Here is a 25002-nt window from a genome sequence, read left to right on the forward strand (position 1 = left end):
TAAAATTGTTGTGTATGTGTAAGGTTTGGAAATCGTCCCTTTTGCTGGGAGCGATTAGTTTTTTGTCCGCCAATGTGGCGTTTGCCCAAGAAGAATATCGGGATCCTAAAAAGAGGTCTTACATCGAGACCTTTGAGGGAGGGATGTTTCATAAAGTGGAGCGCTATGAAAACGTGAAATTCAAGAAGCGTCCCAAGAACGTGATCATCATGATTGGTGACGGCATGGGCATAGCCCAAGTTTTTGCCGGGATGACAGCCAACAAAGGCGAGCTGTATTTGGAGAATTTTCGTTATTGCGGGTTTTCCAAGACCCAATCGGCGGATGATTATGTTACCGATTCAGCCGCTGGAGGTACGGCGATAGCCACCGGAAAGAAAACGAAAAACCACGCTATCGGTCTGGACAAAAACGGAAGGCCCGCCAAGAATATTTTGGAGGATGCCAGAGATAGAGGAATGATGACTGGTGTGGTGACGACATCGTTGATCAATCACGCTACGCCGGCGGCGTTTATGGCCCATCAGGCCCACCGGAAAATGTACGAGGAAATCGCTTGGGACATTGTCGACAGTGGGGTGGACGTAGCCGTAGGCGGTGGCCGTAAGCATTTCGAAGGGAGGACAGACGGCATAAACCTGTCGGACACTTTGCGGAACCGGGGCGTAAAGGTGGCCTATTCTGTAGACGAACTGGAAAAGCACGGTGCTGGTCCGGTTGTGGGACTCTTCGCTGATATGCATGTGCCTCATTATCCCGAAAGGGGAATGATGCTCTCTCGCTCGGTGGAGTATGCGATAAATAAACTGGAAAAGGACAAAGACGGCTACGTGTTGGTAGTGGAAGGAAGCAAGATAGACGCGGGTGGCCACCAGAACAAGACGCCTTTCGCCGTAAAGGAGATGCTTGATTTCGACCAAGCCATAGGCGTGGCGTTGAGGCATGCGGCTCAAGACCGGGAAACCTTGATTGTCGTAACCGCCGACCATGAGACTGGCGGTATGGCAAATACCGGTGGAGATATGGAAACGGGAATGGTGAAAGCCAAATTCGTTTACGGCAAACACACGGGTATTCCTGTTCCGGTATTCGCTTTTGGCCCTGGGGCTGAGAAATTCACCGGGTTTATGGAAAACACGGATATCCACAAAAAGATAAAAGAAGCATTGAAGATGCTGTAAAAGGGCAATAAATGTGTGTGAAATGGTTTGGGAGATGTGTGGTGGACTCTGCTATCACTCCCAAGCCTTTTGTAAATGATAAAGTATAGATAGTAGCGAGAGATAGGTGTTGTTGGTTTTGTTGGGAGGTCGCTTTAAGAAATATGGCGCGGGTTTTTACCATAGATTTTTTCAAATGCGAATTGGGCGGGAAAACTAATTCGATGAAATAATTTTTCACCAATAATTAACTATAAATGAGAAACATCAACCATCTGTTTTCTTTCATTTTGACAGTCGTTTTCTGTCTTGGAGCTCTTAGCCTTCAGGCCCAGAAAAAGACATTGTCGGGAAAAGTTCTCGATGAAGCGAAGGAACCGATACCGGGAGTGTCGATCGGGTTTAAGGGGACTACGGTAGGGACCGTTACTAATGTAGACGGAGTTTTTAAAATCGACCAGCCGAAGGGCGCTGACATTTTGGTGTTCACCTATCTCGGAATGGCCACTAAAGAGGTTGCCGTGGGTAACCAGACTACTTTCGAGATTGTGATGCAAGGCGATATCATCGGTCTGGATGAAGTGGTGACCATCGGTTACAGCATGGAGAAAAAGCGTGACTTGAGTGGTTCGCTCACCTCGGTAAAAGCCGAAGACATCGCTAACATTCCGGCTACCCGCCCAGACCAGTTGCTTCAGGGAAGAAGCTCCGGCCTGTACGTAAACAACGCCAACGCCCAGCCCGGCGGAGGCGTAAGCATGAGAATCCGGGGAACCTCGTCTATCCAAGGCGATTCGGAACCTTTGGTGATCGTGGACGGTGTAATCGGCGGTTCTTTGGAACAGCTCAACCCAAGCGACATCGAATCCATGGAGATTCTGAAAGACGCTTCGTCTACGGCCATTTACGGTTCTAGGGGTGCGAACGGTGTTATCCTTATTACCACTAAGCGAGGAAAATCCGGTGCGCCGCAAGTTTCGTATTCGGGCTATATGAGCTGGAGCGCCGTTCGTAATAAGCTGGACTTGACTAACGCCGAGCAATCTGCGGAGATGATCAACGACGCCATCGACAGGGGAGTGGACAATATTTCGGAGTCGATGCGCCAACCTGCGGGATTGGGCGAAGGCACTGACTGGCAAGACGAAATTTATCGTACGGCACCGATGGTAAGCCATAACGTAAACTTGGCGGGCGGATCTGACAAAACACGTTATGCCGTATCCGTTGGGCACTTGGACCAAGACGGTATCGTGAAAAATTCGGATTTCAGAAGAACTTCGGTGCGTCTGAACCTTGACCAAGACATTACCGACAAATTGACTTTCGGACTGAACTTTTACTACGCCCGATCCGGCCAGAACAGCGCCAAGGTCAATACCTTCGGCGGATCGTCGGGTGGTGGTATCTCAAGAACCGTGATCGGAATGTCGCCGATTCTTACGCCTTATGACGCTGATGGCAATTACAACACCGCCCTTCCGGGATTGGGTGGAGCTAACGAGTCGGCGCTGGCTTTGGTGAATGAACGCGAAGACTACCGCGTGGTGGATTATCTGCAAGGCTCTATGTTTGCCAACTACAATATCACCAGCCAATTGGCGGTGAACAGCCGTTTTTCTTACAAAATGGACAACGCCGAAAGACGCTTCTTCGCCACAAGCGAGCTGTTGGAGTCTGACGGCGGTACGGCCACGCTTTCGAACTCGGAGATTTCGGACTGGCTTTCGGAAACGGTTTTGACTTACAAAACCAAAATCGGTGAGGGCGACTTGAGCGCGTTGGCTGGGTTCACCGCGCAACAAGAGGAATATTTCCGCTTTAGCTTGACGGGCCGGGACTTTTCTACCCAAAGTAACTCGTACAATCAAGTGGACTTGGCGGATCCGGAAAACCGTGATATCTCAAGTACGACCTACAAGCGCTCGATGCTTTCGTATATCGGCCGTTTGAGCTACAATTATCTCGGACGTTATATCGTGACCGTGAGCGGACGTTATGACGGCGCTTCGGTATTCGGAGATAACAACAAATACGGATTCTTCCCGTCGGCGGCCGTGGCTTGGCGTGTGAGCGATGAGCCTTTCTTCCAGAATATCACTTCGGTTTCTTCGCTGAAGTTCCGTGCCAGCTGGGGACAGGTCGGCAACCAGGCCATCCCTCCGTTCCAGACTTTCGCATCCTCGTCATTGCCTTCGTTGAACAACTCAGGCTCTTTGGACGGAACTTCCCCGTCGGTATCGGCGAAGCTGAAGCGTTTGGCGAATCCGAACCTTTCTTGGGAAACGACCACACAGACTGACATCGGTATTGACTTGGAGTTGTTGGAAGGGCGTATCTCGTTTACGGCCGACTATTATAAAAAGCGTACCGAGGATCTGCTTTTTGAGCGTCCGCAACCTTTGTTGGCCGGCGTGAACAGCATATTGGACAATATCGGAGTGGTGGAGAATACCGGTTGGGAATTCGAAATCGGAACCCGGAACATTACGGGCGAATTCACTTGGAATACCGACTTCAATATTTCATTCAACAAAAATAAGGTAGTGGATCTTGGCGATGAGACCGAGCTGGTTATCGACCCGAATTTCAACGGATTGAAAAACGTCGTTCGCCTTATCGAAGGGGAAGAGATCGGCACTTTCTGGGGATATGAATTCGACGGGGTTTACCAAAATGCTGACCAAGTGGCCAACCTCCCGGGCCCGGGCGCCGAGGTGGGCGGGCCGAAATACAAGGACCTGAACGGCGACGGAGAAATCACTTCCGCCGACCAAAGGGTGATCGGTCGTCCTATTCCGGATATCATTGTCGGTTTGGACAATAGCTTCTCCTACAAAGGTTTTGACCTGAATGTATTCGTTACGGGCGTGTTCGGGAACGACGTAATGAACGGTACCCGCCTTCAGACACACCAAGGCGGAGCGCTTTCGCCGAAGGCGGTGGACTATTACGATAATTATTGGAGAGGCGAAGGAACCAGTGATTCGCATGTTGGGCTGGGCACGGCCACGAGTTTCTCGACTTATTATGTGGAGAAGGGCAATTTTATCCGCCTGAAAAACATCTCGTTGGGCTATACTATTCCAAAATCTTTGTTCAACAACAAGATCTCAAGCGTAAGGGTATACGCCAGCGCCCAGAACCTGGTAACGATAACGGACTACACCGGCTATGATCCGGAAGTGAACTCTTCTATCGCGCAGAGCCCGCTTGAGAACGGCAACTTGCTCCAAGGCATCGAATTCGGAGCCTACCCGTCGGCCAAATCTTTTACCGTGGGTATTAACGTGAACTTCTGATCCGGAACAGTCAACAAAATTTTCGACAAATGAAATCAAGCTTAAAATATATATTGGCGGCTTCAATCGCCTTCGGCAGTTTCTCGTGCTCGGATTTTCTGGAGGAGGAACCGCAGTCTTTCCTTTCGCCCTCGGTGGTGAAAACCTCTTCCGACGCCGACCTGATGGTGGCCGGCATCCTGAGTATCTATTCCGGTAATAACCACTATTCCCGGGATTATTACCTGCTCTCGGAAATCTCAAGCGACCACGCTTCTACGGTGAGCGGAAGCTCGTCGCGTATAGCGATTGACCATTATAACTACGATACCAATCATAGCGATATCGAAGACGTGTGGGAATCGGGCGTACGGATTGTGGCCAACGCCAACTACCTGATTGCCGGAATGAAGGACGGCGGTAACGCCATGAGCGAGGACGATAAGGCCAACTACGACGCTACGGCCCGCTTCTTTAGGGCGCACACTTACTTTGACCTTGTGCGACTGTTCGGCGGGGTGGCTTTGCTACGTGAGCCTGTGGAAAGCGCGGCGCAGCTTGAAGGCCTGAAGCGTAATAGCGTACAAGAAGTGTACGATTTTATCACCTCTGAACTGGAAGCCATCGAAGGGCAGTTCACCGACTCTTGGAACAGCTCGAAGAGAGGAACTTCTTTCCCAACCAAATGGGCGGTAAAAGCTTTGTTGAGTAACGTATATCTGACGCAAGCCGGCAAACCTCTGGAAGACGCTTCGGCTTGGGCTAAATCGGCAACGAAGGCCAAGGAATTGTTGGACGAAGGTGGATACGGATTTATAGAAGGCGGATACGCCGAACTGTTCAAAGTGGAGAACAAAACCAGCAACGAGCATATCTGGTCTATCTTGAGCCACAGAACTATACACGCCGTTAATTGCCGATTTGGGGGCATAGGTACCCAAGACGGTTGGGGCAACTTCGGTGTGACGGAAGGCGTAATGGATATCTTCGATGACGCAGACCCAAGAAAAGCGGCGACGTTTATGACGGAAATCTGGGATGTGAATTCTTCCGGAGAACAGGTGAAGCTGGTAACCATGGACGAATGGAGCTACCAAGGGGTGCCGATGATAGCGAAGTTCGCCGCGCCGGAAAACACTGGGGTTCCGGCCAAAAACTGGAAAGACGACAGCCGACGCAAGGGCAATATCCTTTCGGGTTATCGCTATGGTGAGATGCTGTTGGTTTACGCCGAAGCGGAAAACGAGGCCAATCCCGGAAGCTCGGCGGCTTTGCAGGCATTGAACAAAGTGCGCGACAGGGTAGGGATGCCTGCGATAACGGCTACGGACCAAGCCGGAATCCGCGAAGCCATCAAGATGGAGCGGACTTACGAGATGGCCTTTGAGGCCCGTCGCAGGTTTGACCTTGTGCGTTGGGGCGATTTTATGACAGCCATGAAAAAAGATCCCGAGGCCAAAGACTTTGTCCAAAGTCACCATACGCTTTTCCCGATTCCGCAAAGGGAATATGACGTGTTGAAAGACTTTGAGCAAAACCCGGGATACCCGAGTGACCGTAGCGGAAGCAACTAAGCGAGTTCCCTTTTGTAGTAGCTATAGCTTATAATCTAAACAGAAAAGCCTCTTAATCTAAGGGGCTTTTTTTGTTATGCACGTATCTTGATTTTGACGTATTAGTGAAGTCCTGAAAATTGAATTAATTTAATTTTTTCATAAAGTCATTGACAGCCTGTTATTCTTTAAATATCTTTATTTCAATAAGTATTGTTTTGATTTAGAATTCTGTTCGAGGGTTCCTTTTTAATCGGATTCTTATTACTGGAGTAATATTTTTGCCCAAAGGTTTTTCTAAATATACCGATGCCGGGTTCCTCGATTTATTTTTATACTATACACATTCCGCTAAATGAAACTATTACTAAAGAATTTCTTTTTTGGATCGCTGTCCCTAGCTATCCTGAGCTGTGGTGGCCAAAGCCAAGAGCATTCTTCCCGTTTTACGCAGAAGCAGGTGGCTTCGCTTCAGATGGGTTCCACCAAGATTTTGTCAGCTACAAATGACTCTGTTGAGACGATTGATTTGAATCCGTTCTTGAAAAAGCGCCCCTTTGATTTCGGTGAAATTATTGAGGAAGTCCGCCTGATTCCATTAGAATCAACGGAAGAAGCTTTTTTAACTAGGATAGACCAACTGAAGATGACTGATTCCCATATCTATATAATGGATGATAAAAAGGGGAGCAGGAACAATGAGGTGGTTATTTTTGACCGGAAGGGACGTTTTATAAAGCGTATACCTAAAGGCAAAGGCCCAGGGGAACTGAGCCGTGCATATAAAATTGAATTTGATGAGGTGGCTAATGAGTTGATTGTCGATGTACACTCATACCTCAAATTCTTTAGCCCTGAAGGGAAATTTATTCGGCAGTGGCGCTATCCTTTTTTCTTTCATGGCCTAACAACGCTTCCAGATGGCAATGGCTATGTGTTCAAGTCCATGGACAGAGAGGGGAATGAGCATATGGGACATTTGGCTGATTACTTGGTGAAGATCACGGACAAGGATTTTCATCTAAATTCTGTTGCGATGTTTGCTAAACCAACAGAGGTAATTTTTCACGGGAACAGTTATTTTCATAAAAATAATGGAGAATTATATGTGACAGACAGATTTCAGGATACGGTATTCCAGATTACTTCCGCTAGCGAAATAAAAGCGCGCTATGTTCTGGATTATAATGACAACCGGCTTCCCCAGCATTATGTATACGGGAAAAATGAAGAGTTCCGAAAGGTCCGAAAGAGAGGGGAATACGCTTACTATATGGGCGCATACGCTGATGTGGGCACGCACCAGTTTTTTCGGCTTACCACAGAGGATCGTACCGCACTTATATTTAGAGATAAGTCAACGGGAGTATTGAAAGGAGGAAACGGTAGAAAAGGCTGTGTGGAAGTGCCTAATAATTGGTTTTTCCGTCAATGGACGGCTGGGGATTACTTTGTTTCTTATTATACGCCAATGGGTGCCAAACCTTTTCCTGACAGTTCGATTATTCCCGAAGAAGATAAAGCGAGAGCGAGAAACTTGGAGGAAGGGGATAATATTGTTTTGGTACTATATAAGCTGAAGCGCTTTGAGAAAGAGCCGACATAATACGAAATTCAAAACGTAACTGACCTTTCGCTCGCCTTTCCTATTGCAATTTTGGAAATTATATGATAAGTGACCGATTTTTGAAAAATGAAAAGGAGAGACGGATTTGAATTATACACGGATTATCTTATTGCCAGTCGAGGGCAAGCCACCTCAACAGGGCTCTCAGCATCTTTGGACAATCAGATTCCCCATGATTATTTCAGCGACCTCCTCAAGCAACCGGACATGGACCAAAAGGCTTTTTGGAAAGAGGTGAAGTCTTTCGCCAGGAGTATTGAGGGCGAAGAGGCGGTTTTGAGTATCGACGATTGCATTGTCCACAAGCCTCATTCCTCGGAAAACGACATCGTAGCTTATCATTTCGACCATACTGTAGGCAAAGCGGTCAAAGGGATCAACTCCCTTAACTTTCTTCTGAGCAATACCGTGGAAGGACAAACGGTTAACTGTCCGGTCGCTTATGAGATCGTCCACAAGACGGTGAAATACATAGACAAGAACGGGAAGGAAAAGCGTAAAAGCGAGAAAACGAAAAATGAGATGGTACTGGAAGTTTTACACCGTCTAAACTTTCTGAACAAACTGGTTTTCAGGTACATTCTTTTCGATACGTGGTTCACCGCCAGCGATACGCTGAAGTATATTCATTACAAGCTCAAGAAGGTTTTCGTTTGCCCGCTGAAGAGCAACAGGAATATAGCAATGAGCGAAAAGGACAAAAACGAGGGCAAATTCATTCACGTTTCGGATGCGCCTATTGAAAGCGGTCAAGTGAAGCGGGTGTGGGTCAAGGGAGTTGATTTTCCTGTCACGCTCGCCAAACAAGTCTTTACAAACAGGGACCGGTCGACCGCGGAACAATGGCTGGTTACCAACGGGGAGAACATGGCTTTCGAGGATATCGTAGCGATCTACCAAAAACGGTGGAAAGTCGAGGAGTTCCATAAGTCGCTCAAGCAAAACACGATGTTAGGCAAGTCTCCCACAAAGATGGAGATTACCCAATTGAACCACATCTTCGCTTCCATGATCGCCTACATAAAACTGGAAAAACTGAAGGTTAAGGAGAAGCTGAATCACTTTGCGATAAAATCAAAATTGTATTTGAAGATGATAAAGGCTGCCATGGAAGAACTTGACGCCTTGCGGTCGGCCTGAAATATATTCATTAAGAATCGCTCTCCCAAATGCAGGGAGAGCGAAAGTTCAGACGTAATACTCCACACCCCGATTACAGTACTGGTCCTGATCGGGGTGTGCTGTTTGAATGGCTTAGTGTTTTTTGATTTCGGGATGTTTTTCCTCAAGGTACTGCACCAATGACCGGTACAGTTCTTTTGAGTCGCTGATCTGTAATGGGTCGTCGTTGTGTTTTGACAGTAATTCCGCCTGAAATTTTAGGGATTCCAGCCTTGCGCAACTGATATCGATGTTAATGCGTAGTCTGCGTTGTTCGAAGTCGTCAGTTTCGGAATCTAGACGGAATCCCAAAAGGCGGATATCGCTTTCAAGGGCCAGTATTTTGTTTTGTAAGCGAGCAAGGCCGGCGGTGCGGCCTTTCTGTTTCTGATGTTCGCCGGTGGCTAGGTAGATGGTGTTTAGGAACTCACGGTCATCTTGTACCGAGATGTTTTTTCGGCTAATAGGCTGTGATTTTCCTTTTGGTGATGTCGATGTCTCTGGTTTTCCTTTTTTCATATCGTTTGCTGGGCTTTGTTTTTTGTTCTACAAAAATTAATCCGTTGGATTGGTTTATAGGGTCGGATAGGCATTGAGTGTGGTGTTCTCGATTTTTTTCGACGTGTAGGTTTTCCTGTGCTTTAGTTCTTTTTGGAAGTGGAGCGAAGAGTCTAGAGTAAGTTCGGTTCTGTCATTGGGACTGACTTTCGGTTGGAAAATTACGTGAGCAAGCGCAACAGTCTTTAAAGTTTGGACAAACGATGTTTCCAAGCTCAAAATGCTTGGTAATTTTGGGATGAAAACAGAAAGGTGTAGAGGTTAGCCCCTTTTTTTATGGAGAAATGGGAATGATACGGGCCGATAAGGGATCGGATGGCTGATTTAAGCGCTTTTTGGACAGACTTATCCCGCAAAGTGCCGGATGGGCGGGTTGTCTTTGTCCTGATTTGGTAGGAGACCCGGCGATTCGTTCTGTGTGTCAGGCTCTTTTTTAATGGCAACGATCTTGGCTTCTTGGTTTATAGATCTTCGTTTGGACTTTTGTTCTTTTAGCTGTTCCCTCAATAAAATAATAGCCTCTAGGTAATCGAAGAACTGTATTGGCTTTTCATGGAGCTGGAACAGTGAGCTGGAGCGATTTTCCTTAATGCGGAAACCCTCTTGGTTATATCGGAAATAATCCTCGTAGTCCGATTCCCAAGCTATAAGCGTGCGGGGAAAGGGCAATTCGTAGAATCTGGTGTTAAGGGACATTTTCGCCGATTTCTTGAATCGGTTGTGGTTTATATAAAAATGGATGCGGGCTGTTGCCAGCAGATGAGCCAAGTTCGGGTCGTAGGTATTGCGGAAGTAGTTGCGTGCCAGTTCACGGCTGACGGTAGAGGGCGCGCGCTTTATGGCCGTGGCGATACGCCGTACGGACCAGCCGGCCCGGTAGTTTATGGCTATAAACCGGCGTTCGAAGATATTGATGTGCGAATAGTATGCTCCCATTTTCCGTAAGTGGCTTACGTGTGTGGGATCATATTTCGTTCCCGTTCGTAATCGGTTGTAATTCCGAGCGTAAGGTTATTTCCGCAATTGTTGTTTGGTTGGAATGTCATAGGAATGTACAGACAGGGCATGCCCTGTCTGTACGTTATGGTTTTCCGTATGAAAAAGGCCCCCGATATCCGGAGGCCTTCCAGTTTCTCTAAGTATATGGGTACATTACTATCCAAGCGGACAATTTACTCTGTACTCTTTACCCTTTACTCTTTTACCCTTTACTAAATCAAAGCGCTTTTTTCCCCACTACCGGACGGATGATGTAGCTGTACTTGTAGTTGTTTTCCTCCAAGCGGTATTGCTTGTGCGGTGGTCGGCTCCAGCTGTCGTCGCCGCCGAGGCCCCTTTGGTTCAGGTCGATGTTCAGGAACACGAAAGGCTGCGGGGTGATATCGGAGGCGTGACGGTTTTTCTTGGTCAGGCCGGCGTCGAAATCGTCGGTGCTGTTGTGCAGGGCGCTGAAGCAGATCGGTTGTTGGCCTTCGAAGCGCAGGCCGTTGCCGGCTTTGTCGGTGAGCTCTACCCAGCGTACGTCGGTTTTGTAGCCGTTTTCCTGCGGGCGCGCGTACGGTACGTATTGCTCGGCCACTGTCGATTGGTAAAGGCCGATATGCGCGGCGTGTTTACGGTCCGAGTAGTTTTCCCAAGGTCCGCGGCCGTAGTAGCGCAGTTGGTCGTAGCCTTTCGGCAGGGTCATCTTCATTCCGAAGCGCGGCATCTCCGGACTTTCAGGTGAGCGGGTAATTACGCCGGTCACTTTTATGGCGCCACCTTTCAGGAGTGTGTATGTCATAGTGTAGTCGGCGGTGACATCCGGCAGACGATAAACGGCCGTGATGGTATTGCCCGCTACCTTTACGTTTTTCAGCTGGCGGTTCTTTCCGGCGGTGCGCCACACGTTCATTTTGCTAGGCATGCCGTTGCCGAAGTCGTTGTCGATAGGCGCGCGCCAGAAATCCGGCTCGGGAGCGCTTACGAAAATCTCTTGGCCGTGAACGCTGATTTGTTCCAAGCTTCCTGACTTGGTGTCGAAGACGATCTCGTAACCGTCTTTGGAAATGATCTCCTTGCCTTTTTCTTTGCTGAAGCCTTTGTCGCCGGCGTCGGTTGCGGGCTGAAGCTTTGCGAAGTAGTCTTTTGTGTCGAGCGCGATTTGCTCGCGGGCGATCTCATGTCCTTTAGGAAGGAAAGAACGGTTGCCCTTTGCGTAGGCGAACAGGTTTACGAATACCTCTTTGCCTCGGATATCGGCTTTCGGAAGGTTGATCGAAAACTCTTTTACCTTTCCGGGTTCGATATCCAGGCTGAACTTTCCTTCGCCTACTTTCTGGCCATTGGTGGTCATGGTCCACCCGAAGCCGTATTCGTTCAGGTTGGTGAAATCGAATTCGTTTTTGGCCTTGAAGCGTCCGGCGGTAGCGTCAACGGCTTCGAACCAAACCGATTGGTAGAATTTCTTCACTTCCATCAGACCGGGGTGCGGCGTGCGGTCGGGATTTACCAAACCGTTGAGGCAGAAGTTTTGGTCGTTATAAAGGTGGGCGGCTCCCAAGTCTCCGCCGTAAGCCCAGTATTGGCGTCCGTTTTCGTCTTGGGTCAGAAGGCCTTGGTCTACCCAATCCCAGATAAATCCGCCCTGCATATGGCGCGATCTGCGGATGATTTCCCAGTACTTGTCAAAGTTACCGTTGCTGTTGCCCATGGCGTGCGAGTATTCGCACATGATATAAGGGCGCTCCACCTTTTCGCACGAAGCGTATTCCTCCATCCAGCTGATCAGCGGGTACATCGGGCTGACGATATCTGTATCGCGGTTTTCGCGGGCTTGCTCAAACAATACCGGACGGCTAGGGTCGCGGCGCTTGAGCCAGTCGTAAGCTTCGTAGAACACGGGGCCGTTGCCGCACTCGTTGCCCATAGACCAGATGATTACCGACGGGTGGTTTTTGTCACGCTCCAACATGCGCTGGATACGGCTGTGGTGAGCGGCTTTCCACTCTTCGCGGTAAGCGGGGTGCTCGCCTTTGTTTACCCAACCCTGATGCTCGGCGCCCATACCGTGCGATTCGATATTGGCTTCGTCGACAAGGTAGAATCCGTATTCGTCGCAGAGCTTGTAGAATAGCGGGTCGTGAGGGTAGTGGCTCAGGCGCACGGCGTTTACATTGTGCTGGCGCATGGTTTCCAAGTCCTTGATCATGCGCTCGCGGGTGGCTACGTGGCCCAGACGTTCGTCGTGTTCGTGAAGGTTGACGCCTTTTACCAAAATGGCCTTGCCGTTGACGAGCAGTTGTCCGCCTTTGATTTCAATTTTGCGGAAACCGATCTTTTGCGAGATCACCTCTTTGTTCTTTCCTTCGCCCGACGTAAGGGTGAGGGTGTAGAGGTTCGGGTACTCGCCACTCCATGCCATTACTTTCGGGAGCTTGGTTTTGAAGCGGAGTTTGGCGCTTTTTCCGGGTCTTACGCCGGCTTTGCGGGTAGCGGTATAAACCGTTTTTCCGGCAGGGGAAACGATCTCGGCTTTAACGGCCACCGATCCCGATCTTTTGCCGGTGTTATTAAGTTCGATATCAAGATCGAAAAGACCATTGGTGTAAGTGTTATCCAAGTTGGTCTTGGCGAAAAAATCTCGGATGGAGATTGGCGCGCAGGCCGTCAGGAACACGTCGCGGTCGATGCCGCTCAGGCGCCAGAAGTCTTGGTCTTCGAGGTAACTGCCGTCGCACCAGCGGTACACTTCCACGGCCAAGTCGTTTACGCCGCTTTTCAGGTATTTTGTGATGTCGAATTCGGCCGGAGTCTTGCTGCCTTGGCTGTAGCCTACTTTCTGGCCGTTTACCCAAAGGTACATGGCCGAGCGCACGGCGCCGAAGTGGATTACTACTTGCTTGCCGTTCCAGTCGGCGGGTACGGTGAATTTGCGCTTGTATGAGCCTACGGGATTATAAGCGTGGTCTACGTTTGGCAAATTCTTAGGGAAAGGGTAAGTGATGTTGGTGTAAATCGGCACGCCGAAACCCTTGAGTTCCCAGTTTGAGGGCACTTCTATATTGGCCCAGTTGGTGGTATTGTAGTCCGTTTTGTGAAAATCTGCGGGACGCGAGTCGGGGTTCTTTGCCCAGTTGAATTTCCAGACGCCGTTCAGAGATCTGTAATAAGGCGATTTCTCTGGCTTGTCGGCCAAGGCGTCGTTCTTTTGGTCATAAACCGTGAACTGCGCGTGGGGAGGAAGTTTGTTTATGCCGAATACCTCCGGATTTTCCCAATCGGGAATCTGTTTGTCTTGAGCGCTGGCCATAGTTATAGAAGCGAAAAGACAGAACAATGTGAGAAAATAGTGTCTCATCTTATATTGGTTTACGATGTGATCCAGGAAAAAAATAAGTGATGTGTAAAAGCCCCGGACGGCGAGAATTGTCGCTATCGGAATTTACGTTTTTTTATCCGATTCCGGGCCTGAGCGTTCCAAGATAACGTTTTCGGAACGGGGGAAGGGGGGCGTTTTCGAGACGGAAAATGAAAAAGTACCCGTAAGCGAAAAAGGTTCCCCCGCCTCCGGAACGCCGGAAGCGGGGGAGGTATGCGTTAATTGAGAATTTCCGAGACGGGGATAAGTTGGTAAATCAAATGCGCTTGGCTGGATTCGTAGAGAATTCCGACGTATTTCTCGCCAACGTCCGTGAGGCAAGAGTAACCGGCCCCTCTAAGTTCGTCGAGCAGGACTTGGTTCTCTTTTTTCCAAGTCTTACCGAAGTCCTTCGAGGCTTTTATGGTGATATGGTCACGGCTGTATTTCGAATCCGGATTTGAGAAATACAGCACTTCCCTGCCTCCGAGAATTTGTTTGTGAAGGCTGGCCATACAAGTCGGTTCTTTCAGCGCCCCGTGCGATGTAGGATGCTCGGTCCAGGTTTTGCCCAAATCTTTTGTTATAAATATCGCTCGCCCGTTTTTGTCGCCTTTTTCTCCGCGGTTGCGGTTGTCGCGCATGTTCAGCATCAGGGTGCCGGGCTCCAGTTCCACCACTTGGGCTTCGGTGGTATTGGCCAACGGACCGTTTTCGATCTTCCAAGTCTTGCCGTGATCTTTGCTGTAGATGATTGTCGAGAACGGTATCCGCTTCTTGGTGCCGTCCTGGTATTGCGCTGCGAAGACAATCGTTCCGTCTTTCATCGTGATGCCCCTTCCCGGTCCTTGCAGTAGATAATGCCAGTCCGGTTTTTTGACTTGGCGGGTGATGTTGATCGGTTTTGACCAAGTTTTTCCGTCGTCGTCGCTCTTTACCAGAATGAGCTGGCCGGTTTCCTTTTTGGTGAGGCCCTTGCCGGAGCCGGCCCAAGCGTTGTCGCCGTGGCTCCAAGTGGCCATTACCCAGATGGTTCCCGTTGTTTTGTCAACAAGAATGGCCGGATCGCCGATGCCGTTTCCGAAAGCGCCTTCCTCGTCGTCGTTGCCCATATCCATGACCACTTGCATCGGGCTCCAAGTCCTTCCGCCGTCTTCGCTACGTTGCATTCCTACGTCCACAGGGTTGGGCAGGTCGGAACTCATGTTCTTGATTACGTCGCGTCGGACATCGTAAACGGCTATAAGCGTTCCTTTATTGGTTGTGGCCAATCCGGGGATTCTGTAGATCGGCACACCGTCTTCGCCCGCCTGCTTTATGGCGATACCGAGGCGTTGAGGTTGGTGTTTTTTATTTTCGGAAAAATCAAAAGCGTCGCCGTCCAGCTTTACGGAAGTGACATTTACCTTTATCTTATGTAGAATATCGGCATTATTTTTCAGCTTGGCGCTGATCCAGAAATGGTTCTTGCCGTGCCGAAGTTCTTGGTCGCAAGCGAAAGCCAAGCTTTTTGCCGGGGTGGGAGCTGAAGCCAAAAGCTTAGCGCCATCCATACGGGCCGAAACTCCGGAATAATAAAGCGCCATGGACTCGATATCTTCCAGACGGGTAGGCTCAGTAAGCTCAATGGCCAATTCCGTCATTTTTCGCACTTCTTTTACACCTTGGGTATAGACGGTTATAAGACCGAGATTATTAGTCGCCTTGCCCTTTAATACAGGCACTTGGTGATGCGTAACGCTAACGGAATCAATCTGCATAGGCGAGTTGCGGAGCATAAAGAAGTCGTCGATGATGACGCCGGAACCGCTTGGTGTGGTTACTACAAAGCGGACTTTCTCCACCCTTTGGGTTAAGGGGAAAATATAGTCGGTAAAACCCGTTTGCATTTCGTCGCCGACGTGCCCGGCGGTGTTCCATTTTTTTCCGTCGTGGCAGAGCACATCGACAGAAAAGGGGCCTTTGTTGACCAATCGCCGGGCGGTGAATCCCAAAGAGTAACACTCTTGAGGAGTTGTTGGTACGAATTCGAGCGTTTTTTCCTTACCGCTAGGAAACAATAATGCGGATTTACCGGAAGCCACCGACCAATTAACCGGATGGATAAAATCGTCGAGCATTTTCCATTTGCCCGAATTGTCAGCGAACTCACGAAGCTTTCCGGGCTTCAGTGCTTCAAAATCGGATTGTACGGGGACGGTTTTGGGAGATGAGCAACCAATACCGGCCAGCAGAGAGAGAAAAATGAAAATCTTTTTCATAGGCGTTGCCTAAAATTTGAAAGTGAGAGTTACAGGCCCGAACGATAAAGTGCGTTTGAAGACCTATTGGATTAAAAGCGAGACCCAGCGGGATTACCCTACGAAGTGGATCACAGTTATAAATTATGAAAGAGTATTTGTGCCTCTTTAGCCCATAGTATAAATGCAAATACGCATGGTTGAGAGAAATGCACAATATTATACAAATGTAAAACTGGGCATATATAATAACAATGATTTACGGAATCATTCTGATGTTTTAATCTGAAAGAGTATCAATGGATTTTTAATAGCAAATATGGCTATAATTAGTAGCTCCATTCTATAAGACTTGAAGGTAGGATTTCTCTTCTGCTTTAATGGGAAGGATTATAAGTTAGAGCTCAACCTACTTTCCTGTTGCCCCGGGAAATGACCGCATACATTAGATATGAAATCTGATTCATCAATTATATATTTTTAATATTTATAAAATTATTTAAGCGAAGTAATAGCGGCGAAAACCATTCTGAAATCTATAAAATTGATCTTGGTGTTTTGAAGTTACTGTGTTCGTGATATGATTTTTCACATATCAAACAGCTTAAGTGTTAGATAAGATTATGTAGTTTCTGTATTATGTATTTTATGGCAAAAACCTCATAATATATTTATGTTTTATTCTGTTGAAAATAAGCAGGGGATTATTCGTCCCTCTCAAGGGATATATCTTTTATGTTCACATAAATGAGTTAATGTGAGGAAAATAGAACACTTAAGTGTCCTTGTTTTTATGTGAAAACATCAGAATTTTTCCAGATTCCTTTCTTTTTCCCGCTCTATGTTATCAAAAGTTTATACTATATTATCTAATAGAGATTATACGTTTTGATAGAGTATTTCTTAATGTTTACTTTAAAGCAATGATTGTTCAACCAAGCAAGACCAATTTGTAAAGGGATTAACCAACCCTATTTACTGAATAACTTTTCTTGCGCATATTAAAATTGTATTTATTCCCGTTCTGTTCAATTCGGGAAATGATATTCCTCAAGCATACATTAGTTTTTTCTTTTGGATGAAGTCCGATCAACTAAATCCAAGGGCAAACGAAAGCGTGGCCTCACCAGCCATTTCACATTAAAAACAGTCACATATGAAGTCTAAAATTTTACCCCTCGGGATAGGGGCTGGGATACTATTGTCCTTAGCTTTTTCGTCCCAGAGTGCTTCAGCCGACGCACCAGGGAATTCGCCATTCCAAGTTGTGCAACAGCAGAGCCGTAAAGTTTCCGGCACTATCAAAGATTCTAAGGGTGAGGGATTGCCTGGAGTGTCCGTACGCCTTAAGAGCGATTCGAGTGTAGGGACTATTACAGATATATCGGGCGCGTTCCAACTTCAGGTTCCGTCGTCTGAGACTGTACTCTTAGTTTCTTCGGTGGGTTATAAAGCCCAAGAAGTCAATCTGGCCGGGCGTAGCGTAATCGACATCTCATTGGACGAGAACGTCACCGAGCTGGAAGAGCTGGTAGTGATCGGTTATGGAGAGCAGAAGAAGAGTGATTTGACGGGAGCGGTGACTTCTGTTAAAGGAGCGAAAGTTAATAAGATTGCAGCCACAAATGTAACGGAGATGTTACAGGGTAATATTTCCGGGGCAAGGATCTCTTTATCCTCGGGAGCTCCGGGAGCAAGCCCTCAGATTCAGGTTCGTGGAACGGGATCATTTGGAGGCGGAAGCCCGTTGTACATTATAGACGGAGTACAAGGTAGTCCCGAAGATCTTAACCCTGATGATATTGCCTCATTTGAGATCTTGAAAGATGCGGCCTCAGCGGCTATTTACGGTACGCAAGGTGCTGACGGTGTTATCCTTATTACGACTAAGTCTGGGACGAGAGCCGAAAAACTGAAGATCGATGTTAACACGTTCTCAGCCGTTTCGGAGGATATTGATCAATTGAGTTTGGTTAGCGGGCGTCAGTGGAGAGAGGTTCAGAGACTAGCATATGAAAATGATGCCAGAGACACCCCGGCTTCTGCGGAAGCAATGCCTGACTATATAGCTGATAACAATTTTGACTACAGCAAATTCGCTAATACTGATTGGCAGGATGCGCTTACTCAGAAAGGCCATGTCAAAAGTGTTAGTGTAGGCGTGAGTGGCGGCGGAAAGATGTCTAACTACAGAGCCTCGGTTCAGTACCAGGACATTAAGGGGGTCATGTTGGATACTGATCAGAAGAAATACAACTTCCGTTTGCGAGGCTCCTTCGGCTCAGACAAACTGAGGTTTACTCCGACAGTCTCGTATACTTTCCGTAAAGGAAATCAGGAAACATACCGTTACGGCGAGGCGCGGAAACTGTCACCATTAATGCCTATTTACGATGATAGTCGCCCAAGTGGATACGGGTTCATGGATAGCGAGTCGGGTTATAATGATTTTGTGGCACTTTCAAATGTTGTCGGGGAAGCCGAACTAAAAAAGAATCAGTATGAGGACCATAAGGTAGTAACCAACATCGGTATGGTTTACAACCCGATCAAGGACTTGACTATATCGTCTAATTTTGGTGTTGAAAACAGGATTACTTTCTGGAAACAGTACGCTCCCCAATATCAACTTGGAAAGCAAGAAAGGAACTTGTTTGCCTATCTGACAGAGAAGGCTCAGTATGAAAGAAATATTAACGCTGATGCGTTTGTGACCTACAAAAAAAGCTTTGGGGATCATAACCTTAAGCTTATGGCGGGTGCTACTTATTTTGATCGCTACCGTAGGGCTATAAATGTGCATGCTCAAGGTAAAAACTCTGAGGATGAGCCGGCTGGATTTGTTGATCCTCTCTTTCAGCTTTTACAGCCAACGCTAAGTTCAGCGGGTAGTGACGCTACGTATTCCGCCAGCGGAGGATATGATAAATTAGTACGGGTTGGTTTGATTAGCCGTTTTAATTACGATTATAAAGGTCGCTACTTGCTTCAGGCTACGATAAGAAGAGATGCGTCTTCTAAATTCGGACGTGACACTCGCTGGGGTAATTTCCCTTCTGTCTCCGCAGGATGGAAAATCAGCGAGGAAGAATTTTTCCAGCCAGCATCTAAGTACTTGAACTTCTTGAAACTTAGAGCCAGTTATGGTTTGTTGGGACGTGAAAAGACACTCGGTCTTTACACCAAGCAAGCTCTTGTTTATTCGGGATATAGCCATCCATTTGGAACGGGTGAAGTGGTTTCTTCAGGATCATTTACTTTCGATTTGGAAAACCTCGAGTATCGTTGGGAGAAGTCAATCTCAAAGAATATCGGTATCGACTTTGAGTCGCTTGAAGGCCAACTCTATGGCGAGATCAACTACTATAACAATGATACGGAAGATTTGCTTGCCCGTCGTGGGGTTCCCAGCTCAGCGGGTATTAACGATCCTATTGTGAATGTAGCCTCCTTGACTAATAAAGGTTGGGAATTTGAATTGGGTTATCGCAAAACGGCAGGCGATTTTACTTTTGACGTGAAAGGAAACCTGTCTTTCAATAGAAGTGAAATAACGAAGCTTACCAAAGATGATGAACAGATGTTCTTCTCGACAGGAACAGTGACTGAGTCTGGTTATTCGATTGGACATTTCTACTTGATACAAGCTGATGGTATTTTCCAAAACCAGCAAGAGATTGATAACCATAAAGCAACCTTGGAGGGTGGCCAAGAGAAAGTGATCCAGCCACTCGCCAAGCCTGGTGATGTTCGTTTCGTCGATAAGAATAATGATGGGATTATCAATGCGGATGACCGCGAATACCTTGGTCGTTCGGAGCCTGGTTTTGTATATGGTTTATCAGCTGAGGTCGGGTACAAAGGATTTGACCTTTCGGTGTTGTTTTATGGCGAAGAAGACCGTCAACTTATCAATTTTGACCGTCAGGGATTGGAAAAATCTACTCCCGACAGGAACTATTCTACAGACCTTTTGGACGCTTGGAGTCCAAGCAATACGGGGTCGAGCGTTCCGCGTCTTACCAAAATTGATCTTAACAACAATAACAGACTTTCCTCTCGCTGGCTTGAAGACGCTTCGTTCCTGCGTGTGAAAAATATTCGTTTAGGTTATTCAGTGCCTAAGTCTGTACTTAACAAGGTTAATGTTCAGAAGCTAAGGGTTTATGTAAGTGGCGAGAACCTATTTACATTCACTGACTTTACAGGGGTTGACCCAGAGGCTCCAATTGGCCTTGATCAGGTTGGAGGTAGTGGCTATCGCTACCCTGTTGTTAAAAAAGCCGTTATCGGTTTGCAGTTGACATTCTAAAAGCGGAGAAAACATGATTGGAAATAAATTCAAAAAATATATCCTGGCGCTAATAGCCATGTCAGGGATTGCTTTTAGCTCTTGCGAGGATTTGTTGGAGCAGACAAGCCCAGATACACTCACGACAGACAACTATTGGAGAACGCCTGATGATGTCAGACGGTTTGCCGTAGCCGTATATGATCAGCTTAGCTATTTTACTTGGAAGTTTGGCGAGGTGGAATTCGTGTGTGAGAACCTTAGAGGCGATGACCTTGTGGCCGCTCCTGGAGCTACTCAATATGGGTACTTGGGGCGTGTGGTCAACTTTACCAATAACGATGAGTGGAGCCCGAGAAACATCTGGTATAAAAATTATAACATGATCCATTTGTCAAATCAGGCATTGGCAAATATGGGGAGGGTTTCAGGGCTTTCTGATGCCGATAAGGCGAAATTTGAAGCAGAGTTTCGTTTTCTTAAAGCTTACGCTCATTTCGATATCTGGAAAAATTTTCATGGAGTCATTATCAGGGACGAAGTGGTGAGTAACGGAGAGCAGATTGATAAGGCCTTGGCTACAGAAGCTGAAATTGACGAATACTTCGTAAGGGAATTCACCGCCGCCGCAAATGGCTTGCCTGCAAAGTGGGATGACAACAATTATGGAAGAGCTACCTCAGGTGCTGCTTGGGCCTATCTTGGAAAGTTCCACCTCTATCGTAAACAATGGGCTGAAGCTACAGCGGCTTTTGCTAAAGTGACGGGCTATGGTCTGGAAGACAATTTTAGGAGCTTGTTTAATGGTACGAATGAGCAGAATAAAGAGTCGATTTTTGTATCGAAGTTCTCAATAGATGCAAATACAAGTCAGCATTCAAACTTGGGCCTAGCTTTGGTTCCAGGGGAAAAGAATGGTTGGAATCTAGTGAGAGTGTCAGAGTTTGCGACCAATAGTTATGAGGCAAATGATATCAGAAAAGATGCGTCGGTCTTGTTAGATGGAGGTACTTTGGAGGGTGAGACGGTTGACTTCGATGATGAAAATATGAGAATGCTTGCTAAGTATGTCGAGAGTATGGATATCGTCAACACAGGTAAGAGTGGGACTGATTATATCTTGATGCGTTATGCGGATGTTCTTTTGATGAATGCGGAAGCGTTGAATGAGCAAAATCAGACAGGTCCGGCTTTGGCGGCCCTTAACCAAGTTCGTTCACGAGCTGGTCTTGGTAACTTCAGCGGGGCTCAGGCCGAAATAAGAACTGAGATTAAGAAACAGCGTATGCTGGAGCTCCTTGGGGAAGGTCATCGTTTCTATGATCTTGTACGTTGGGGAAATCCTAAACAAGCGTTGTCTGTAGAGGGAGGTCACCCTGGTGCAGTAAATTTTGAAGAAGGAAAGCATAATTACTTCCCAATACCTGCGGTAGAGTATGATGAAAACAATTTGGTTGATCCAACTCCCAAATTCTAAAAACCCTTGACATCTCGAAAGCCTGGCGGTAACTTTATACGGTCAGGCTTTCTTTTTTGTTGGCGACGGTTTTTTCGCCTTCCGAAACGGGTACGCCGACTTGTTACAGCTTTTTCACTACAAAACAGTTCTCATGTTACGTTGCAAATACTTGCTGTTGCTTGCGTTGGTCAGTTGCTTTGCCTGCGGACCTAACCGCGAGCCACACGACTGGGAAGACCCTTCGGTTATCCAGGTCAATAAACTCCCGGCCCGGGCGACGTTTTTCTCGTTCGAGTCTGAGGAACTTGCGGTGGGCGCCGAGCCTTCAAAATCGAAATATTACCGTTCGCTTAACGGAACCTGGAAATTCAACTGGGTAAGAAAGCCGGCTGATCGTCCGGTGGATTTTTATAAGGAAGGCTACGACCTGTCGCGCTGGAAAGACATCGACGTGCCGTCGAACTGGGAGCTCAAGGGCTACGGCGTTCCGCATTATCTTGATGTGGAGTACCCTTTCAAGCCCGAGCCTCCTTATATTCCCAATGACTACAATCCGGTAGGCTCTTACGTTCGTGAGTTCGAAGCGCCGGAAGGTTGGGACGGACGCCGTACCGTTATTCATTTCGGGGCGGTAAAGTCCGCTTTTTATGTTTGGCTCAACGGCGAGAAAATTGGCTATAGCCAGGGCTCAAAGCTTCCGGGGGAATTTGATATTACGGACAAGATCCGTAAAGGGAAAAACAAGCTTGCCCTGGAGGTATACCGTTGGAGCGACGGCAGTTATCTGGAAGATCAGGATTTCTGGCGTGTCAGCGGTATCGAGCGCGATGTTTATCTGTATTCGCAACCCGCAGTTCGGGTTGATGACTTTTTCGTGACTTCCAATCTGGATGAGAATTACCGGCACGGTAAATTCAATCTCGATATCCGGATGGTAAACGCTTCGGGGTCGAAAGCCAATGGGCAGGTCGAAGCCATTTTGCTGAAAGGTTATGACGAGGTTTTTAAGCTCAAAAAAGATATCGGCGAATTCGCTTCGGGAGACACTTTGGACGTCAACTTCCAGAAATTGGTGGAAGACCCTGCGCAGTGGACAGCAGAGACCCCCGATCTGTATACGCTTTTGGTAAACGTAAAAGACGGAAAAGGAAACGTGACGGGATCGTTTACGCAAGACGTAGGTTTCCGGACTGTAGAGACCAAGGGCGGGCAGTTTTTGGTTAACGGAAAGGCCGTCTATATCCGTGGCGTAAACCGTCACGAACATGATCCTGTGAACGGTCACGTGGTCGACGAGGCTTCGATGATCGAGGACATCCGCCTGATGAAGGCTTATAATATTAACTCTGTTCGCCTGAGTCATTATCCGAACGACCCGAAATGGTACAGCCTCTGTAACCGCTACGGTTTGTACGTGATCGACGAGGCGAACGTGGAATCGCACGGTTGGCATATCGGCGACACCACTAAGACTTTGGCCAATAACCCGGATTGGGAACTTGCGCATGTGGATCGTGTGATCCGGATGGTGGAACGCGACAAAAACCAGCCGTGTATCGTCACTTGGTCTTTGGGCAACGAAGCCGGAATGGGACACAACTTCCGCCAAGGATACCTTTGGGCCAAGAACCGTGACAAAACCCGTCCGGTACAGTACGAGATGGCGCAATACACCAACTACTCCGACATCCGTGCCCCGATGTATTACACGGCGGCCAAGATGGAGCGTTATGTTCAGAAATATCAAGACAGGCCGTTGATCCTTTGCGAATACGCTCACGCCATGGGTAACAGCGTAGGTAATTTGCAGGATTATTGGGATGTTTTCGAAAAATACCCGCAGCTTCAAGGCGGTTTTATTTGGGATTGGGTAGACCAAGGACTGCTTAAGAAAAACGTACGCGGTAAGGAATATTGGGCTTACGGTGGCGACTTCAAACACGGCGAAGTGGATAACGACACCACCTTCTGCCTCAACGGCTTGGTATTGGCCGACCGTACGCCGAAACCGCATATCAACGAGGTGAAAAAGGTTTACCAACCGATAAAGGTAATTCCTGAAAACATACGCAACGGAAAGATGAAAGTGATCAACAAACACGCTTTCCGCAATCTTTCCGAATTCGCCGGCAAATATGAGCTGATGGCCGACGGAAAAATCATCCGTAAAGGCGAGCTAAAAGATATTGATTTGGCGCCGGGCGATACCGCCGATTTTAAGGTACCGGTAGTTTACGGAGCGAAGCCGGGAACGGAGTACTTCCTGAAAGTCTCGTATTTCACCAAAACGGAGCGGAACCTTGTTCCCGAAAACCACCTGGTGGCATGGGACCAATACCAGCTTCCGATTAAGTCGGGCAAAATCTATATCGACCGTGAGTCGCTTCCTGTGATCACTTATGATGATATGTCCGCCGAATTTAAAATCCAGACGGAAAACTTCAGCCTTGCGTTCAATAAAACAGACGGTAGCCTGAGCTCATATATTTACGAGAACAGGGAACTGATCCGCAGGGGCTTAAAACCGAATTTTTGGCGCGCTCCGAACGACAACGAACTCGGAAACGGAATGCCGGCTCGCACTTCCGTATGGAAAAGGGCCTCGGATTCGCTTCGTTTGATCAAGTTTGACCATGCCCGCCCGGAAAAGAATGTCGTGACCGTGGACGTGACTTATAACTGTGGCGGGATTGCGCATCAGTTCGTAAAATACACCGTCTACGGAAACGGGACTGTGGATGTTGAGACAAAGCTCGAACCGCTCAAAGATTCCCTGCCAGAAATGCCTCGTTGGGGAATGGTGATGCATCTGCGTGAGCCGTTTGACCATGTGAAATGGTTCGGTCGCGGTCCGCACGAAAGTTACCGTGACCGTAAGACCAGCGCCGAAATCGGCTTGTTCGAAGGATCCGTTTGGGACCAGTATTTCCCTTATCCGCGTCCTCAGGAATACGGCAACAAGACCGACGTTCGCTGGATGAACGTGTATAACAAAGACCGCGGAACCGGCCTGCTCGTGACCGGCGATCCTATCCTCAACGCCAACGTGCACCGTCATGATCTGAAAGCCATCGACCACCCGGGAGCGGGGCATAAAAACCGTCACAGCATCGACGTGAAACCGAAGATGTACTCTGCCCTGTATCTGGACTTTGAGCATACCGGAGTTGGCGGAGACAATAGCTGGGGAGCCAAGGCTTTGGAAAAATATACGCTTTATCCGAAACGGATGAAATTCCAGTTCAGCTTGTCGCCGGTAAACGTGAATAAGCAGAACGTGGTACAATTGAGCAAAAAGCGGATCCGGAAATCCGACACTCCGACTTAATTAAA

The 25002-nt window shown here is 47.8% G+C and carries 12 protein-coding genes; 8 read left to right on the forward strand and 4 right to left on the reverse strand.

Translation table 11 applies throughout. The annotated features are described in order from the left end of the window. Window positions 1–14: 14 nt before the first annotated feature. The 5 genes from AABK39_RS23080 to AABK39_RS23100 all read left to right on the forward strand — a co-directional run bounded on the left by AABK39_RS23080 (window position 15) and on the right by AABK39_RS23100 (window position 8761). Entirely contained in the window at window positions 15–1181 is a 1167-nt protein-coding gene (locus AABK39_RS23080) for an alkaline phosphatase (RefSeq protein WP_338395371.1), read from the forward strand. Window positions 1182–1417: 236 nt separating this feature from the next. Further along, window positions 1418–4462, forward strand: coding sequence for a SusC/RagA family TonB-linked outer membrane protein (locus AABK39_RS23085; RefSeq protein ID WP_338395372.1), 3045 nt, complete (start codon window positions 1418–1420; stop codon window positions 4460–4462). A 29-nt stretch (window positions 4463–4491) separates the two neighbouring features. Then, complete coding sequence (locus AABK39_RS23090) at window positions 4492–6015, forward strand: RagB/SusD family nutrient uptake outer membrane protein (RefSeq protein WP_338395373.1); 1524 nt, start codon at window positions 4492–4494, stop codon at window positions 6013–6015. 454 nt (window positions 6016–6469) lie between these two features. Further along, entirely contained in the window at window positions 6470–7600 is a 1131-nt protein-coding gene (locus AABK39_RS23095) for a 6-bladed beta-propeller (RefSeq protein WP_338395374.1), read from the forward strand. Window positions 7601–7687: 87 nt separating this feature from the next. Next, a complete protein-coding gene (locus AABK39_RS23100) occupies window positions 7688–8761 on the forward strand; it encodes an IS701 family transposase (RefSeq protein WP_338392425.1) in 1074 nt (357 codons plus the stop codon). A gap of 114 nt (window positions 8762–8875) precedes the next feature. On the opposite strand, the gene AABK39_RS23105 is transcribed toward AABK39_RS23100, so the two are convergent. From AABK39_RS23105 to AABK39_RS23120, 4 genes are all read right to left on the reverse strand, one after another. After that, the gene (locus AABK39_RS23105; RefSeq protein ID WP_338395375.1) at window positions 8876–9301 is read right to left on the reverse strand and encodes a hypothetical protein; all 426 of its coding nucleotides are present in this window, start codon (window positions 9299–9301) and stop codon (window positions 8876–8878) included. 384 nt (window positions 9302–9685) lie between these two features. Beyond that, window positions 9686–10276 (reverse strand): helix-turn-helix domain-containing protein, encoded by a 591-nt coding sequence (locus AABK39_RS23110; RefSeq protein WP_338395376.1) that lies wholly within the window; start codon window positions 10274–10276, stop codon window positions 9686–9688. Window positions 10277–10556: 280 nt separating this feature from the next. Further along, the gene (lacZ, locus tag AABK39_RS23115; protein WP_338395377.1) at window positions 10557–13679 is read right to left on the reverse strand and encodes a beta-galactosidase, LacZ type; all 3123 of its coding nucleotides are present in this window, start codon (window positions 13677–13679) and stop codon (window positions 10557–10559) included. Between the two features lie 239 nt (window positions 13680–13918). Then, window positions 13919–15940 carry a sialidase family protein gene (locus AABK39_RS23120; RefSeq protein ID WP_338395378.1) on the reverse strand — a complete coding sequence of 674 codons (2022 nt, stop codon included), beginning with the start codon at window positions 15938–15940 and terminating at the stop codon, window positions 13919–13921. 1135 nt (window positions 15941–17075) lie between these two features. Here AABK39_RS23120 and AABK39_RS23125 point away from each other — a divergent pair. From AABK39_RS23125 to lacZ (AABK39_RS23135), 3 genes are all read left to right on the forward strand, one after another. After that, on the forward strand, window positions 17076–20231 hold the full coding sequence (locus AABK39_RS23125) for a SusC/RagA family TonB-linked outer membrane protein (RefSeq protein ID WP_338395379.1): 3156 nt from the start codon (window positions 17076–17078) through the stop codon (window positions 20229–20231). 13 nt (window positions 20232–20244) lie between these two features. Continuing rightward, window positions 20245–21687, forward strand: coding sequence for a RagB/SusD family nutrient uptake outer membrane protein (locus AABK39_RS23130; protein ID WP_338395380.1), 1443 nt, complete (start codon window positions 20245–20247; stop codon window positions 21685–21687). 133 nt (window positions 21688–21820) lie between these two features. Beyond that, complete coding sequence (gene lacZ / locus AABK39_RS23135; RefSeq protein WP_338395381.1) at window positions 21821–24997, forward strand: beta-galactosidase, LacZ type; 3177 nt, start codon at window positions 21821–21823, stop codon at window positions 24995–24997. The last annotated feature ends 5 nt before the right edge of the window (window positions 24998–25002 follow it).

The sequence above is a fragment of the Fulvitalea axinellae genome (genome assembly GCF_036492835.1).
GTDB lineage: Bacteria > Bacteroidota > Bacteroidia > Cytophagales > Cyclobacteriaceae > Fulvitalea > Fulvitalea axinellae.

Bases quoted from the DNA above. Each gene is read 5' to 3' on its own strand.
- AABK39_RS23110 (WP_338395376.1), bottom strand. From the start codon at position 10,276: ATGGGAGCATACTATTCGCACATCAATATCTTCGAACGCCGGTTTATA.
- AABK39_RS23100 (WP_338392425.1), top strand. From the start codon at position 7,688: ATGAAAAGGAGAGACGGATTTGAATTATACACGGATTATCTTATTGCC.
- AABK39_RS23105 (WP_338395375.1), bottom strand. From the start codon at position 9,301: ATGAAAAAAGGAAAACCAGAGACATCGACATCACCAAAAGGAAAATCA.
- AABK39_RS23095 (WP_338395374.1), top strand. From the start codon at position 6,470: ATGGGTTCCACCAAGATTTTGTCAGCTACAAATGACTCTGTTGAGACG.
- AABK39_RS23130 (WP_338395380.1), top strand. From the start codon at position 20,245: ATGATTGGAAATAAATTCAAAAAATATATCCTGGCGCTAATAGCCATG.
- lacZ (WP_338395377.1), bottom strand. From the start codon at position 13,679: ATGAGACACTATTTTCTCACATTGTTCTGTCTTTTCGCTTCTATAACT.
- AABK39_RS23085 (WP_338395372.1), top strand. From the start codon at position 1,418: ATGAGAAACATCAACCATCTGTTTTCTTTCATTTTGACAGTCGTTTTC.
- AABK39_RS23080 (WP_338395371.1), top strand. From the start codon at position 15: ATGTGTAAGGTTTGGAAATCGTCCCTTTTGCTGGGAGCGATTAGTTTT.
- AABK39_RS23120 (WP_338395378.1), bottom strand. From the start codon at position 15,940: ATGAAAAAGATTTTCATTTTTCTCTCTCTGCTGGCCGGTATTGGTTGC.
- AABK39_RS23125 (WP_338395379.1), top strand. From the start codon at position 17,076: ATGAAGTCTAAAATTTTACCCCTCGGGATAGGGGCTGGGATACTATTG.
- AABK39_RS23090 (WP_338395373.1), top strand. From the start codon at position 4,492: ATGAAATCAAGCTTAAAATATATATTGGCGGCTTCAATCGCCTTCGGC.
- lacZ (WP_338395381.1), top strand. From the start codon at position 21,821: ATGTTACGTTGCAAATACTTGCTGTTGCTTGCGTTGGTCAGTTGCTTT.